Annotated in this window: 14 protein-coding genes and 4 pseudogenes; 5 read left to right on the forward strand and 13 right to left on the reverse strand. The window is 31.9% G+C overall.

Translation table 11 applies throughout. From position 1 onward, the window contains the following. The first annotated feature begins 341 nt into the window (after window positions 1-341). A pseudogene (locus CO726_RS27955) lies at window positions 342-1,484 on the forward strand (IS3 family transposase). 576 nt (window positions 1,485-2,060) lie between these two features. On the opposite strand, the gene CO726_RS27960 reads toward CO726_RS27955, so the two are convergent. Beyond that, window positions 2,061-2,675: a helix-turn-helix domain-containing protein gene (locus CO726_RS27960; protein WP_136699891.1), complete on the reverse strand. Its 615-nt coding sequence runs from the start codon at window positions 2,673-2,675 to the stop codon at window positions 2,061-2,063. A 57-nt stretch (window positions 2,676-2,732) separates the two neighbouring features. Between CO726_RS27960 and CO726_RS27965 the strand changes: the two genes are divergently transcribed. After that, on the forward strand, window positions 2,733-3,317 hold the full coding sequence (locus CO726_RS27965) for a LysE family transporter (RefSeq protein ID WP_099686439.1): 585 nt from the start codon (window positions 2,733-2,735) through the stop codon (window positions 3,315-3,317). Between the two features lie 228 nt (window positions 3,318-3,545). Here the strand turns inward: CO726_RS27965 and CO726_RS27970 are convergent, their stop codons facing one another. Next, window positions 3,546-4,283 carry an N-acetylmuramoyl-L-alanine amidase gene (locus CO726_RS27970; protein WP_099686440.1) on the reverse strand — a complete coding sequence of 246 codons (738 nt, stop codon included), beginning with the start codon at window positions 4,281-4,283 and terminating at the stop codon, window positions 3,546-3,548. A gap of 221 nt (window positions 4,284-4,504) precedes the next feature. Here CO726_RS27970 and CO726_RS27975 point away from each other — a divergent pair, with 221 nt between their 5' ends. Continuing rightward, on the forward strand, window positions 4,505-4,756 hold the full coding sequence (locus tag CO726_RS27975; protein WP_099686462.1) for a hypothetical protein: 252 nt from the start codon (window positions 4,505-4,507) through the stop codon (window positions 4,754-4,756). A 108-nt stretch (window positions 4,757-4,864) separates the two neighbouring features. Here the strand turns inward: CO726_RS27975 and CO726_RS27980 are convergent, their stop codons facing one another. From CO726_RS27980 to CO726_RS28000, 5 genes are all read right to left on the reverse strand, one after another. After that, window positions 4,865-6,661, reverse strand: a complete 1,797-nt coding sequence (locus CO726_RS27980; RefSeq protein WP_099686441.1) for an ABC transporter ATP-binding protein — start codon at window positions 6,659-6,661, stop codon at window positions 4,865-4,867. Continuing rightward, window positions 6,654-8,408, reverse strand: coding sequence for an ABC transporter ATP-binding protein (locus CO726_RS27985; RefSeq protein WP_099686442.1), 1,755 nt, complete (start codon window positions 8,406-8,408; stop codon window positions 6,654-6,656). The genes CO726_RS27980 and CO726_RS27985 overlap by 8 nt, the downstream gene beginning before the upstream one ends. Window positions 8,409-8,629: 221 nt before the next feature. Continuing rightward, complete coding sequence (locus tag CO726_RS27990; RefSeq protein WP_099686443.1) at window positions 8,630-9,226, reverse strand: DUF1349 domain-containing protein; 597 nt, start codon at window positions 9,224-9,226, stop codon at window positions 8,630-8,632. 33 nt (window positions 9,227-9,259) lie between these two features. Beyond that, entirely contained in the window at window positions 9,260-10,144 is an 885-nt protein-coding gene (locus tag CO726_RS27995) for a GNAT family N-acetyltransferase (protein WP_099686444.1), read from the reverse strand. Between the two features lie 241 nt (window positions 10,145-10,385). Continuing rightward, window positions 10,386-11,081 carry an MOSC domain-containing protein gene (locus CO726_RS28000; RefSeq protein ID WP_099686445.1) on the reverse strand — a complete coding sequence of 232 codons (696 nt, stop codon included), beginning with the start codon at window positions 11,079-11,081 and terminating at the stop codon, window positions 10,386-10,388. A gap of 14 nt (window positions 11,082-11,095) precedes the next feature. Between CO726_RS28000 and CO726_RS28005 the strand changes: the two are divergent. After that, a pseudogene (locus tag CO726_RS28005) lies at window positions 11,096-11,416 on the forward strand (LysR family transcriptional regulator substrate-binding protein); the annotation flags it as partial. Here CO726_RS28005 and CO726_RS28010 read toward each other — a convergent pair. From CO726_RS28010 to CO726_RS28025, 4 genes and pseudogenes are all read right to left on the reverse strand, one after another. Continuing rightward, a complete protein-coding gene (locus CO726_RS28010; protein ID WP_099686446.1) occupies window positions 11,352-11,558 on the reverse strand; it encodes a hypothetical protein in 207 nt (68 codons plus the stop codon). The pseudogene CO726_RS28005 and the gene CO726_RS28010 overlap by 65 nt on opposite strands. A 52-nt stretch (window positions 11,559-11,610) precedes the next feature. Beyond that, window positions 11,611-11,919, reverse strand: a pseudogene (locus tag CO726_RS28015) (carcinine hydrolase/isopenicillin-N N-acyltransferase family protein); the annotation flags it as partial. Between the two features lie 112 nt (window positions 11,920-12,031). Further along, entirely contained in the window at window positions 12,032-12,637 is a 606-nt protein-coding gene (locus tag CO726_RS28020) for a PRK06770 family protein (RefSeq protein ID WP_099686447.1), read from the reverse strand. A gap of 101 nt (window positions 12,638-12,738) precedes the next feature. Then, window positions 12,739-13,110 (reverse strand): annotated as a pseudogene (locus tag CO726_RS28025) (HAD family hydrolase); the annotation flags it as partial. Between the two features lie 315 nt (window positions 13,111-13,425). On the opposite strand from CO726_RS28025, the gene CO726_RS28030 reads away from it, so the two are divergent. Beyond that, complete coding sequence (locus CO726_RS28030) at window positions 13,426-14,187, forward strand: arginase family protein (protein ID WP_099686448.1); 762 nt, start codon at window positions 13,426-13,428, stop codon at window positions 14,185-14,187. Window positions 14,188-14,222: 35 nt separating this feature from the next. Here the strand turns inward: CO726_RS28030 and CO726_RS28035 are convergent, their stop codons facing one another. Next, a complete protein-coding gene (locus CO726_RS28035; protein WP_099686463.1) occupies window positions 14,223-14,864 on the reverse strand; it encodes a DEAD/DEAH box helicase family protein in 642 nt (213 codons plus the stop codon). 17 nt (window positions 14,865-14,881) lie between these two features. Continuing rightward, a complete protein-coding gene (locus tag CO726_RS28040) occupies window positions 14,882-15,778 on the reverse strand; it encodes a CPBP family intramembrane glutamic endopeptidase (protein ID WP_099686449.1) in 897 nt (298 codons plus the stop codon). Window positions 15,779-15,896 lie beyond the last annotated feature (118 nt).

Below are 15,896 nucleotides of genomic sequence, written 5' to 3' on the forward strand. Positions count from 1 at the left end.
TTCCTTTCTTTTGGTGATTTGGTTGTGGTGACTTAATTATATCAAAGTTGGACGATTCTTTTTTATGTTTTATGCAAAAAAAGAGGTTGCCCAAAAGTAACTATTCAGCTACTTTTGGGACAACCTCTTTTTAATTTACAAATTTTAATAATAAACGTAACTTATTCCATGGATTATAAAATATAAATCATAAACTTTTATTTCTCCTTAATATCAACTTAATAAAAAATAATTCCTCAATTGATTTCTCACAAAAATATAACCCTTCCTGGAGTTAGTATAGTCATATGGACACAACTTAGTTAAGTCCTTACAATGGATTTCAAGGAGGAAGTGTCCGTATGACAAACAAGAAATTTAATGAAGAGTTTAAGAAAATGGTAGTTGAATTATACCGTTCAGGACAATCTGTAAAAGAATTAAGCAGCGAGTATGGCGTATCAGAAGTAACCATTTATAAATGGATTAAAGCATATTCTCCTATCACATCAGTTGATGAGGATGAAATGACACTAGAAGATCTAAAACGAATGAAAAAAAGAAATGCTTCGTTTAAAAGAGGAGAATGAAATTTTAAAAAAGGCTATGGCCATATTCGCGAGAAAATAAAAGATACAGAATTACACCAATTTATTGATTGTCAAAAGGAAACGCATTCTGTTCATAAGATGTGTCAAACTCTTGGGATAGCAAGAAGTTCTTACTACCAATCTCATCATAAAACAGAGGCAAAGCGTAGTCGTGAAAATAAAGAATTAACTAAAAAAATTAAACAAATTCATCAAGATAGCGAAGAGCGTTATGGTGCACCAAAGATTCATCAAACACTATTGGAACAAGGGTTACAATTAAGTATAAAACGTGTGCAACGACTTATGAAAAAAGAAAATATTCGCTCCATTATCTTAAAGAAATATAAACCACATTCATCAAAATCGACTGTAGAAGAGCGAATAAATCTACTAAAACAAGACTTCTCTACAACGACCATTAATGAAAAGTGGGTAGCGGATATTACCTATATTCACACCCAAAAAGATGGCTGGTGTTACCTAGCATCTGTGATGGATTTGTATTCTAAAAAAATTATTGGGTATTCATTTTCACGAAATATGACAACGAACCTTGTGGTAAAAGCGTTGAAAAACGCTTACTATACACAGAAACCACAAAAAGGTCTTATTCTACATACTGATTTAGGAACACAATATACAAGTCAGGAATTTCAAACCTTACTCGCGAATTACAACATAAAGCCCTCTTTCAGCAAGAAAGGCTGTCCATATGACAACGCTTGTATTGAGTCGTTTCATGCCATTTTAAAGAAAGAAGAAGTATATCGTACAAAATATATCTCGTTTGAAGAAGCAAACTTAGCGCTATTTCAATACATTGAGGGATTTTATAATCGTAAGCGAATCCATATTAGCATTGGTTATAAAACTCCTCAAGCAATAGAAAATCTGGCTACAAGAGTAGCTTAAATTTAACTTTTTTGTGTCCAAAATATTGACTCAAATCCAATGTTTTTAATAGTTGACTGCTTAGATTAAACACCTAAACTGAAGAGTTTATTTTATTTTTCCACGTTTATCTCTTAAGTACAAAAACACAAATTAATCATTAGCATATATACAAAAAGTAAAAACACCCATCTTTCAGATAATTAACAATAATACATTTACTGAATTTTTTCCCTCTATCTTAAATACTAAAATAGTAATTATTACGTCACCCCTAAAGCTAATAATCTTTTGATAACTTCAAGAAAGTGATTAAGCAATAAAAATATTTTGTACTATATTCATAGTAGAAATTATCTATACTAAATTTTTCGTATATACATTATCAATTTACACTTCGCCCTGCCAATGTTACATTGAATAAGAAGATAGTTTCTCATATGCGAACCATCTCAAGACGTTTTTGAGAAACATACTCCAATCCTATACGCGAGAGCAATACTATGTCGACACTCAAACGAGTGTCTTTTTTTATGAATTTTAAAAAATAAAACCATCTCTTTTAGATGGTTTATCTACACACATTTCTATATATTTTTATACAGCTGGATAATAGATGGTCATACTTAACCGAGTTAGCGTTCTTCCGGAATTATGATAAGAGTGCAGCCTATCTGCCTTAAAGCGAATTGCATCCCCTCTATTTAATTTATATTGACAATCATTTATTTCAATTGTCAATTCTCCTTCAAACACCGTTATAAATTCTTCGGTCCCTTCTTTATGACCTTCCGAACTTAATTTTCCTTCTGTTTCAATTTCAACCGTATAGATTTCAAAGTTCCTATCATCTTGGAAAGGAAAAGATGGATACACTTTATATCTCCCATTGTCTTCTGATAATACTTGGATATCATTTCGTAAAACAATTTTCGTATCCGGTTGCGGATTATTGATTAAAGAAGTAAAAGACACTTTCAAACCATTAGCAATTTTCCATATCGTTGTTAATGTTGGACTTGACTCTCCTCGTTCAATTTGTCCAATCATCGTTTTACTCACACCTGTTAATTGGGAAACTTTTTCTAAACTTAATTTTTCCTTCTCTCGTATTGTCTTTAAATTTTTCGCCAGAATAAGTTGAATTTCTTCCATAAGAAACACTCCTACACTATATACAATATAACGACCATTATGTATAATAAAAAGCACACGTTATATTGTTCTTTTCGGTCATTATAACACACAAAATAATTAGGGGGTTTTGAAATGCCTATATTTTCTTTTTTGTTATTTGTTTTTCTAAGTAGCTTCACACCCGGACCTAACAATTTTTTAGCTATGACATACGCCAATCAACATGGTTTAAAAAGGAGTATGCAATTTTGCTTTGGAGTAGCTTTCGGCTTTTTTATCCTCACTTCCTTATGTAGTTTCTTTAATATTGTACTAATTAATATCCTACCTATAATCGAATTCCCTTTAAAAATTTTAGGTGTAGCATATATGCTATATTTAGCTTTTAAAATTCTCACTAGTAAAACTAGTACAGATCCCGATGAAAAATATAATAAAAATTTATTTACAGTGGGGATTTTTCTTCAGTTTGTTAACCCTAAAGGGATACTATTCGGACTAACTGTAGTATCAACTTTTATTCTCCCTTACTACAATTCCTATTCAATTTACCTACTGTTTTCATTATTTCTAGGTGTAGTCGGGTTAATGAGTACATTTAGTTGGAGCTTATTTGGTTCCATGTTTCAAAAACTTTTATTAAAGCATACTAAATCATTTAACATCATTATGGCCATTTTATTAGTTTTCAGTGCTATTTCAATTGTAGTCAATTAAATTCAAATTCTAACTTTCTTTTTTATAGTATGTTCTAAAAATATAGCTGAGATGCCCAATGAATCTCCCACATACATGCATTACTTATTTAGTTTTAGGCCGGAGCCCCTTATATTTATTCTTATACATTCGGGATAGAAATTTTAAAAAGAGGATTACTCATTAAAAGTAATCCTCTTTTTTGGGCCGATTGGTTTTTAAATATTCTGTTCCACTAAACTAAAATCTTTACTTAACTTCATACCACCAACCTTTACGATCAAGGTAATCCGTCATTCCTTTAAGTTGCGCATCTGAAGTTGGTTCAGAGATAAAATATGTTAGACCATCAGATTGTAAGATGAAATTAGCTGTCATTTTTAGGGACGTTAACGCTCCCATTACATCAGGTGTTTCATACGGTGAAAAAGCTCCTGATTGAATGATATTTTTTTTGGATGGCGGAGTTGTCCCACCAGATTGCCCAGTTAATGCATAAACAATTGAATTTGCAATCTTATCTGGATTCCATTTTGCCATATCTGCTTCATTATCGATAAATCCAAGTTCAATTAAGATTGCAGGTGCTTTCGTATTTGCTAACACATAAAGGTCTTTTCGTTCCTTTGCACCTCGATTTAACCAGCCAATATCTTTTGAAAGTTGTGCTGCTATCTTTGCTGATAAAGCTTGTTGGTCATAGTACAGAACTTCAACACCATTAGCTTTCGTATCATATGAGTTTAAGTGAAATGAAACTACTAAGTCTACATCATGTGAGTTTGTTTTTGATACAATGTTATTTAAATTTTGTGCTTGTGTTGTCCCTACTTCATCAGTATCATCATAAACTGTATGCCCTAATGCTCTTAATTTAGCAGCAACTGCATCCTTAACTTGGCGATCCATAATGTGTTCTTTCCGATTTCCATAATTCGCACCCTGGACAATACTATTGTGACCACCATGTAAACTATATCTAGCCATTGTTCAACATCCCCTTTTTTATTACTATATTCAAAGCTCGTCTTATTGTCCGGTCAAATATCCAGTACAGTTCCTGCAAATAATAAATAGGGCGCTAATTTATTTTTTTAGACGAAAAGCTCAAAAATAATAACCTCAACTAACACTTTAAGTTGCGGCATTTACTTTTTTTATCATTCATTTTAAAATCTTTTTATTATAATACAAAAATACGCTATAATATAAGTTATTGTTCTTTAGGAATTGTTACAGCATTTTTTTCTTTCTTTTCCTTAATAAAAGATTTCCGCAATACTTCAAAAAGTTTCTTTTTGGGGAGCTTTGCAATCTTAACAAGCTTTATATTATTATTAACTCACGCTTTAGAGTTAACTCCTATACTTCTCTATTCAGCCCAGATGGCTCTTGAGATTATTACAATACCACGGAAATTATTTCTTCGATCTGTCACTGAAGTTTCTAGTATTTGCTAACAATTCGTGTATCTAAAAAATTTTTAACTCTATATTTCTAATTATCTTTACAAATATAAAAATGCGGTTTCTCCTTTCTAGAGAAACCGCACCATATCAAAGTTCTTATTATATTTTAAACTGACTCGTATACAAATCAAAGTAAAACCCTCTATCTTCCATAAGAGATTCATGATTCCCTCTTTCCAAAATACTTCCATCCTTTATAACAAGGATTCGATCTGCTTTTTCAATCGTTTTCAGTCGATGAGCGATTACAAAACTTGTTCGGCCTCTCATTAAATTGTTTAGTCCTTCTTGAATTTGTAATTCTGTTCTCGTATCAATATTAGAAGTTGCTTCATCAAGAATTAATATATCTGCATCTGCTAAAATTGCTCGTGCAATCGCAAGAAGTTGTTTTTGTCCTTGACTTAAATTCGATCCTTCTGAAGCAATTTTTGTTTCATATTGATTCGGTAAATGCTTTATAAAAGAATGTGCAGATGCTGCCTTAGCTGCATTGATTACTTCTTCATCACTAGCATCTAATCGACCATAACGGATATTATCCATAATCGTCCCAGCAAATAAATACGTATCTTGTAAAACTACTCCTATTTTACTTCGTAACGAATTCATATCATAGTCTTTTATATTTTTTCCATCGATATGAATTTGTCCTTGCTGTATATCGTAAAAGCGCGTTAGCAAATTAATGATTGTTGTTTTGCCCGATCCAGTTGGACCAACTAAAGCAATTGTCTCCCCTGGCTGCGCCTTAAGACTCACATCTTTTAAAATCGTTTTATTTTCCTCATAGCCAAATGAAACATTCTCGAGTGCAACGTGCCCTTGTAAATTTTGTACAATGAATGCATCTTTTTTATTTTTGATTTCCGGTACTTCATCCATAATTTCAAAGACACGTTCTCCACCAGCAACTGCCGATTGAATCGTATTCATTAAAGTTGCGAATTGACTGAGTGGTCTTGAGAATTGACGAGAATAATTAATAAAAGCCGCAATAACACCTACTGTTGTCATTCCATTTAAAACCATTACTGATCCAGTCCCAATTACCAGTCCCATACCTAAGTTGTTAATAAAGTTCATACTCGGAAAAATAAAAGCTGAAAATGTATCCGCCTTCGTAGCTGATATTCTTAGTTGTTCATTAATTTTATTGAAATTTTGTACGGTTTCTTTTTCTTTCCCGTATAACGTTGTAACATCCGCTCCTGTTATAGCTTCCTCAATAAATCCATTTAATTCTCCTAAATCTTTTTGACGCTTTGCAAAGTTTTTACCACTATAAGCAACTAGTTTTTTTGTAACGAAAAACATAATAGGTACTGTAATTAAAGTAACAATTGCTAAAATCCAATCTAATGCGAACATCGCAATCGTTACACCTATAAAAGTTAATGCTGATGAAATAATTTGTACGACACTTTGTGTCAACGCTTGATTCAAATTATCTATATCATTTGTCACACGGCTCATTAAATCCCCTTGGGAACGTACATCAAAGAACCGTAAAGAAAGCGTTTGGATTTTCTCAAAAATATCTTGGCGTATTTTTTGTATTGTTTTTAATGCAACGTTAACCATGACGAATGTTTGTAACCATGTTAACAATACTGTTACACCGTAAATCGCGATAAGTAATAAACACATTCTCGCCGTACCGTTTAAATCTTTCGGTACAATATATTGATCTATAATTACTCCCATTAAATACGGACCTAATAGCCCAAGTAACGTCGTAACAAATACTAAAAATATAACGAACGTAAGAGCAGCCTTTTGATACCCCATATAGTTCCATACTCTCATTACAGTTCCTTTCGTATTTTTAGCTTTCCCCATCTTTGCCGCATTACGTCCACCTTTATTAGCAAATTGCCCTTGAAAATTACGCATGTTCTTTCCCACCTTCTTTATATAAATTACCACCTTGGGAAAGATAAATTTCTTGATATACCTCACATTGTTCTAACAGTTCTTCATGTGTACCATCACCAACTAATTCACCGTTATCTAAAACGAGAATTTTATCAGCATCTATTATTGATGAGATTTTAGAGGCAATTAATAATGTTGTTGTTCCTTTATATTCTGTTCTTAATGCCGATTGAATGTTAGATTCTGATTTAGCATCAACTGCTGATGTAGAATCATCTAATACAAGAATAGATGGCTTTCTTACAAGCGCTCTTGCAATTGATACACGTTGTTTTTGTCCACCCGATAAATTCGTCGCACCTTGTGTTAAATGATATTGATACGAATCTTCCAGCTTGTTAATAAACTCAGTTGCACAAGCTGATGAAGCCGCTACTTCCAGTTCGTCCTTCGTTGCATCTTCTTTACCATAACGTAAGTTCTCTTCTATACTACCTGAAAACAACAATGCCTTTTGAGGTACAAAACCGATTGAAGCACGAAGTTTTTGTAAATCATACGCCTTAACATTTATTCCATCTATGCATATTTCACCTTGGTCAACATCGTATAAACGTGGTAACAGTTTTGCTAACGTGGATTTACCACTTCCTGTAGAACCGATAATCCCTACTTTTTCACCTTTACATATGCTAAATGAAATATCTTTTAATACATATTCGTTATTTTTCGTGTAACTAAAGCTAACATTTTTAAAGTCAATATGTCCCTCGACTTGCTTAGGTAGAAGAGCATTTGTTTCGCTCATAATATCAACCTCAGTATTTAAAACTTGCTGTACACGGTCCGCAGACGGAAATGCTCGCGCGATCTGCATAAATACCATACTTATAGACATAAGTGACATTAAAATAATATTCAAATAGTTTATAAACGCTAATATAGCTCCTACTTGAAGAGTTCCATTAAATACTTTTTCTCCACCAATCCATAATGTTGCGACAATCCCGGCGCTTACGACTAACATAATGATTGGCATCATTATGGAAATAAGCTGCACCGCTCGAATATTTATCTTCGTTAAATTTGTATTAACTTTTCCAAACTGAGTGATTTCATATTTTTGTCTTACATACGCTTTAATAACACGTACTCCAGATAAATTTTCTTGTAACTTTGTATTCACTTTATCTAATGCTTCTTGCACCTTTTTGAACGTCCCGCTCGCTTTACTTGCAATAAATATAATCGCAAGTAATAAAATTGGAACGACTACGAGTAATATAGGAAATAACTCGCGCGCTGTCACAAAAACAATTATTATACTTCCGATAAATAACAAAGGACCACGAACAAGAACACGTAATGTCATCGTCATCGCCGATTGAATAGAAGTAATATCATTTGTCACAATCGTTAATAATTTCCCAGTTCCAAATGAATCACGATTTTCACTAGAAAATGTTTCTATTTTCGCAAATACATCTTTTCGTATGTCTGTAGCGAAATTAACAGCTGCTTTTGTAGAATACATCATGCACCCAAGTCCTCCAACTAAACCGAGTGCTGCTGCGCCTATCATTAGAAGCCCCATTTTTATTACATAATGCATATCCCGATTTGCTATCCCAACATCAATAATATGTTGCATAATAGTCGGTTGAATTAAGTCCATCGCAACCTCAAGTACCATAAATAGTGGTCCAATAATAGCGAAGAACATGTATGGTTTTAAATACTGTAATAATTTACGAAATGATTTCATACATAATCTCCTTTTTCCTATAAAATTACCAATTAATAATTCATACCCTCCTTACTTAAGCCATATAATTTATTATTTTTTTATTACTTCCATTATATTATGTAAATTAATATTTAACATTATTAAATGATAAGCATTAATGACTTTTCGGTCAATAAATGTGCTTTGTATTATATAAATACAAAAACCGCATTCTTAATGAAAAGAATACGGTTTATTATCTATATTTCTTCAATTATAAAATCTAAAAACTCAGTCTCAAATCCATTGTTTTTAGAAGGACTACACGTGTAAAAACCTATTTTAACAGGTTTATTTCCTATATCCTCCATCAAATGAGCGATTCTTATTTGTTCCCATTGATGGCTCTTTTTCACATATATTGTATAATCACCACGTTTACGAACAATTCGAAAACGAAGTCGTTGGGTGGCTAATTCTGTTGGAAAGTCTTGTGTTGACCAATCGGAATATCCATTATTCGTTACGACAGCTCCTAAATGAGATGGACCATCTGGAATATATTCTAATGAAGTTTTCAACCAACACTTTTCCGAAATCATAACAAAAAGACCTGCTTGATCGAATTTTGAATTTGGATTCATACGCAATTGAACTTCAGCTTGAAAGTTTGTCATCATCTCAGTATAAAAAACATGACCATTCATTACTTCAAAACCATAATGTGTTTTAAGCCAAAAATCTGTTTCAGCTTTCGAGCGGACAATAAACGCATGATTGTCATTAAGCTTATAATATTCAGGTGCATTCATTATAGTAAGTTGCTCAATATGTTCTGGTATATGTGATATTTTCATAGTTCCTCCATAATAAAGCATCTATATGCATATTTAAAATTCTACTAATACTGGGAATTTATAACCTTTCAAATCCAACTCTCTTTTACTTCGAACCATTAAATACTTAGTAGACTGTAATTCTGTAAATTGTACATCCTCAATTCCTAATTGATCTGGAGAAAAATAAAATTCGATTTCTGTAAATCTTTCAGCAATTTCCCCGCATATTTCATCTAAAACTGGAATTACTGGTGCAAACACTCCATATAATTTCAACTTTTCATTATCTACTTCATACACAATTAGAGCATCTAGTTTCTCTGAATAATACAATTTCGCATTCCATTCCGAGTCATACATATTCAAATAAAACGAAGGATGGAAGTTTAATGTTGAAAAATTATTTGAAAGTCTTTGGCTACTATCTATAGTTTCATGTATTAACTTTCTATCATCTTCCATATAATAATCTAACTTTCTAAGTAAGGAATTATTATTATTCTTTTTATCATATGGAATAGTCATCAAATACTCCTGCACAACTTTAAAACCAAATGATGCATATAGTTCAGGTTTTTCCGTAAACAATAATGTACATTCACATTTCTTATCGATTTCTTCTATCATTTTACTCATTAATTGTTTCATGAGTCCTTGTCTACGAAAATTAGGATGTGTCATTACGGATTGAATGCCCGCTGCATTTATTCTTTCACCATTGATTATCAATGGTAGTGAAAATGCTGCAACATTTGCAATGGCTTTATCTTCTTGTAAAAATGATAAAGCTTTATATGTATCATCCCAATAACCTCTCTCTGAAAAATCCTTCAATGTTTGACTTGTAATCCCAAACACTTCTTCAAATAAAGGAAATAACTGCTCTCTTTTCGGTTCTTCTAATAGAAGTTTTTCAAAATTTTCAACATTCCCCATGTTGTCCCTCCATATGTAAATTCCATCAAATTAGATGTAGTTATATAACCTGCTCTTAAAGTAATAGGTCTTACCAATCAATATACTATCATAAAATATAAAAAAATAGTCTAATTAATTTTATGTTTTGACTATTCGAAAATAAGTCGAATAAATCAATATTAGGATTTTTGAATATTAATAAGTTTATTATATGAAAATAGTGCTTTCTAATTCGTTTTTACTAATAGAAATGCACCATTTATAAATAATATTTTTTTCCTTCTAGTCTTTCCTTCGTATTCATTTCTTCTCCTCTCATTCGCTTTTCAAATGTATTTCTCCAACTAGTAGAAAGCGCCTGTACTTCTAAGATCATTTTTAACCCTTCCATATTTTGTTTTTCCTTATGCATGATACGATTAGCAAATGCTACTGTAACACCTTTCGGATCAAACTTCAGTAACTTTAACGTATCAACAGGTGATACCCACCCTTCTTTTAATACGCGAAAATAAAACCCTGTATATCCTGTTTCTTGAAAATATAGTGGTAACTTAGGGATATTATATTTCTTCGCTAATTTAAAACAAGGTTGTCTTGGCTGCGTTACTTGTACAATTGCTTCTCCCATTTGAAATGTATCACCAATACAAACATCCTCTTCACGCATACCTTTAATTGTTATATTTTCTCCAAAGGCTCCATACACAAGAGCCTGATTCAATTCTTTTTCCCAGTATGGATAGTGATCACCAGTATAAACACAAACTGCTTTATCTACTCCTCCATGATGAACTAAGTCCGCTTGTCCATCTCCATTAAATTTTACAAAGGATAAAAATACTGGTTCCTTTACTTGTTTTTTATTAATGCCTGTTTGAATTACCTTTCCACCGTATGTAATCTCTTTTGGTAATCCTATATTTAAAGATAATAATTGATATTCATTTGTCATTCTATTTCCTCCTTTTAACTGAATTAATTACATCTCATTGTCAAAAATTCAACTTTAAACCAAAACCAATTTTAGAAATTAGTACGATGGAATCTTTAATCCAAATGGTCTCAAAAGGAATGGGAATTACAGTATTACCAAAACCGTATATAGACTTTTTACAAAATAAAAATATTCAAGCTATTAAAATAGAAAATCCTACTCCAACTATAGATATAGGACTTATTTATCGCAAAGATAAATATATGTGCGCTGCAACTCAAGAATTCATTAAACAATTGAAAATAAAACTGTCAAAATACCGCCAAAGTGAAACCAATATGCGAACGAATTAAAAATTATAAGTGAAAAGAAACAAATTGAAGTTAATGCACTCTTCAATCCTTTTATTTCTGCTTTTTTTCTTTTTTGATACGCGATATACATGGAAACGGCTAGAAAAATGATAAGAACAATCGTTAACAAAATTTTTAGCATCGGTAATTCCTCCAGTATAAATAACCCCTTCGGTACTACCATCTTATCCCATTTATCCCTTTGGAATCAATTTATTATTCTCTTCTCTCCAAAAATCAGTATAAGTTTTATTTTCGAAGTTTACATTCACCTCAGAAAAAGGAAGACTCTCTCCAGCCTCCAACGAGTACCAGTCATTTAAAAGTGGTGATCCGAAACAAATATTCATTGTGCATTCATGTAAATCAAATAATACGGAATGTAAAGTTCCAAACCATTCTTCATAATTATGTACTGTCAGCCCAGTAGGATACTCTTTTTCTACTAATCCTTTTAAAGACTCCAGACTCACTAGTTCATTTCGATTTAAATGTTCATAAATCTAGATGGATTTCACCCGTTTTACAATCGTTTCTTTCCTTACTAGAAAAAGACTAAAAAGTGCAAAAAGAGAGTAACTGCCTAATAAGCACTTACTCTCTTCTAATATTATCTTATTTATTAGTCTGTCCCCCGCCTGCAATTAATTGACTACCCGAATATGTACCCTTTTGCATAAACACTTGATTAATTAACTCTTTTTGTTCCGCTTCTGACATTACTCCTTTTCCTTCACCTAAATTCCCGCTTTGTAATTTCCAAATCTTGTTGTGATCCGAATCAATCTTTTCATATTTACCTTGTTTCCATCTCTCTAAAATGTCTGCATATGTATTTCCTTGCACAAGATCATTGCTCTTTACAATATCAAGTAAGCTTTCAATACGTTCTTGTGTGATAAAAATATAGCCCCACTTTTGATCAGCTTTCGTTTTTTGATGTGCCATTTCATGTAATGCTGTCTGTATGTTCTCATCTGTCCATTTAAAACTTTTATTAAATCCGCTATTTGGTAATGAATAATTACCATTTTCTAAAAGCTTTGCATCTTCAGCTTTTACATTACTATCAGCTAACACTTCTACTGCTGGAGCGGCTGGTGATGCCTTTTTCGCAGCTGGTTTACTATTATTCAAATAATACAGCATACCATATGTTAAACCTACTCCGATTACCGCCATGCCAGCTATAATTCCAATTATTTTAAAGAATGTTTTCATCTTGCTTGTTTCCTCCCACATATCCCATTCATAATATCTACTTATAAAAAACAGATGTATCATCTCTTTTTTCGCAGCTTACTACAATTTATTTTTTCATACTAATTAACATAAACATAACTTTTACTCTCTAGAAATATAGCAACTCCATCCTCATCGTTACTTTTAGCAATATATTTAGCGACTGACTTCAATTCCTCAACAGCATTACTCATTGCTACACCAATCCCACATTTCTCTATCATTTCCATATCATTGTAGTCATCCCCAAAGGCAATTACTTCAGATACGTCTCGATTTAAGTGCTGTAGAACATATTGAATACTATTCCATTTTGAAACTTCTGCATGCATAATTTGACACAATGTTCCGTCATCTGTAATGACTGCCCTGCATTCATCAGGCAATTCTTTAATAAATTCATTGTTTATTGAGCCTTTAGTACAAATAATTGCTTTAGAAGCTTTTTCATACGTATCTTTATTCTCCTTTCACAAATAACAACTCGAAATATTGATTATTTGTTGAATCAACTGAGCTTTTGCGGGTAGTTAATCTTTACCTACTTTTTTTCTCAATCCCATTTCAAGTCTCATTTTCATTTATTACATAGTTTTTATTTCCTGAGCCACATATATATTTCCTTATATTATATTTCTTTTCTTTATGAATTGAAAGATTATTCTGTCAAAACATCCATCTTTTTCAAATGCAAATCCCCCTCTAAGCATTTCGTTTTAAATTTATAAAAATATATGCTAGCCTACATATAAAGGAGATGAATAAATATGAGTTTATTGTATAGCGGTTTAACTTTTTTAAACTTTGATGATACATATTTATTACAAAATAAACTTCATTCTTATTCACATGAAGATATTGATTTTACTCATTTAGAGCACTCAAACCTGTATTGCGAGACTCCTTCTTTAATGCGTATTAAACGGGAGTTATACCGTAGAAAGCAAAAAGGAATCACTTTTATCGGTTCTGGAAATTATCATTATGTGTCTTATTTACTACTGAAAGAAATAGATGAGCCTTTTAGTCTTATTTTATTTGATCATCACACTGACATGAACTTAAAAAAAGAAAATGAACATACTCTTATTTCTTGCGGGTCATGGGTATCATTTGCTCTTCAAAATAACCCGAAATTAAAGAAAGTAATTATTATTGGACCTTCTTCTTTAACAATACATTCTAATGATTATTCACGCGTAGAAGTGTTCCCGATAGATATATCACATGAAGTATCTGTACATACGATACTTTCGCATATTCAGACAGATAAGATATATGTAAGCGTTGATAAAGATGTTTTAGATTCAAAAGTAACTATTACTAATTGGGATCAAGGACATATGAAACTCTCTACACTATTAAAATGTATTCATTCTCTTATTAGGAATAAAGATGTCTATGGTATCGATATTTGTGGTGAACTACCGGTTTATCCGTCTCAACTCTTTCTAGCTAAATATACAAATGCTATTAAGAAAAACGAAAAAGCAAACTTACAAATTTTAAAATCAATATATAATACATAAAAAACAACGAGTACCTTATAAGGCACTCGTTGTTTTTATGCACGATGTTCTTTTAACCACTTCGTAATCGCATCTAACCTCGAAACATCAAAACGTCTCTCTTCACACACATTTAAACTGTTTAGACTTTTCACAATTTCTAATTCATTCGATTTTACACTTTTCGCATCAATCATTTTGCAGTACCCGTCTGTAACGGTATTTACATTTTCATAATAACGTTGAAACGATTTGGATATATGTAAATGTTTTTCAAAATTTCTTCTTTTTTTCGTCTCGTCAGATTCTTTCCGTTTTCTAAGTTCTCCATCATTCGTATATAAATAAAAATATTGATCGGGAAAACCAATTTCCCTATGTAACAGCTTTTCTTTATAAAAGTTTTCTATTAAAGATAACGGTTGATTAAATATTTCAAAATGGAAACACCAATTATAACTAAGTGGCTGATAAATGTCACCATCAAGTATTACTAATTCATATTGATCTGACTTCTGCACTGCTATTTTCCAGCGCTCTACTTGTTTTTCAAAATACCATGTTGTATGTTCGTTTTTTGGTCTTTCAAATAAAAAATTCACTTCAGGTATAATATAAGCACCATGATTTTTTTCTAATTCACGACACGTGCTACTCTTACCAACCGCACTAGCTCCCTCGAACGCTATAATCCCCATTGTTTCTCCCACTTTCATTAACTTTGATTTCGTTGTTTCGCTTTTCTCCCCCATAACTGTCTCCATAAAACAATTGAAGCGATAGAAAGCATTATTGTTGTAATGATACTACCCTCAATTCCGAATGAGCCTCCATGCAATATTTCTGGTCCATTTGTTATAGACTTAAAAATCGGAGTGGAATATACATTTGTACCACTAACGGCGAAACCATATACATTATATTGCGCCCAGTTCCAAATTGAGTGCCATGCACATATTCCCCACAGGCCATCCTCTTTCAATACGTATAAAGCTGCATATACCCCAACTAATATTATATTCGATATAGATAATATTGTAATTCCTGGATTAAGCAAATGAAGAAATCCAAATAAAAAAGAAGTAACAATTATTCCACCCCATATACGACTTCTAATAGAAAGAACAGGAAATAACCAACCTCGCACAATAATTTCTTCAGTTGCCCCTTGTATTAAAAATGCAACTAAGGATCCTAATATACCTACTATTACTGGCGAGGTAATATGTTGTACTTGTAATTTTACACTTCCCATTATTAACAGCAGAATAACTGGTATTGAAATAAATACAAACCCTATTAACGCACCTTTTAAATACTTTCTCATCCATTTCTCTTTCCAAAAACCAATGGACGAAAATGGCCTTTTTTCTACAAAACGAACCCATATAAATAAAATGAGTATAGCTCCTCCAAATGTTAACAGCATTCTAATATTATCATAAATCCCTTTCATGAATGTTGTTTCAGATTTCGGTAAAAATAGCATAAACAACACAAATAGTTCGCCTAAAGTCAAAAATATAATAGCTAATATTACAGCAAAAATAGGGTGTACTTTTTTCCTCCCTATTTTTGCTGCCTCAATTATCTTAAATGGACCATATTTCACACTCTTTCCTCCTTTTATAATATTTAATTACCACAATAAACAAACCATATTTTACCACAAAGAATAAGTTATTAATATTTGTTTTGATTTTCTCTCACATCAATTTTTTGGCATAAAT

Source organism: Bacillus fungorum (assembly GCF_002746455.1).
Classification (GTDB): domain Bacteria; phylum Bacillota; class Bacilli; order Bacillales; family Bacillaceae_G; genus Bacillus_A; species Bacillus_A fungorum.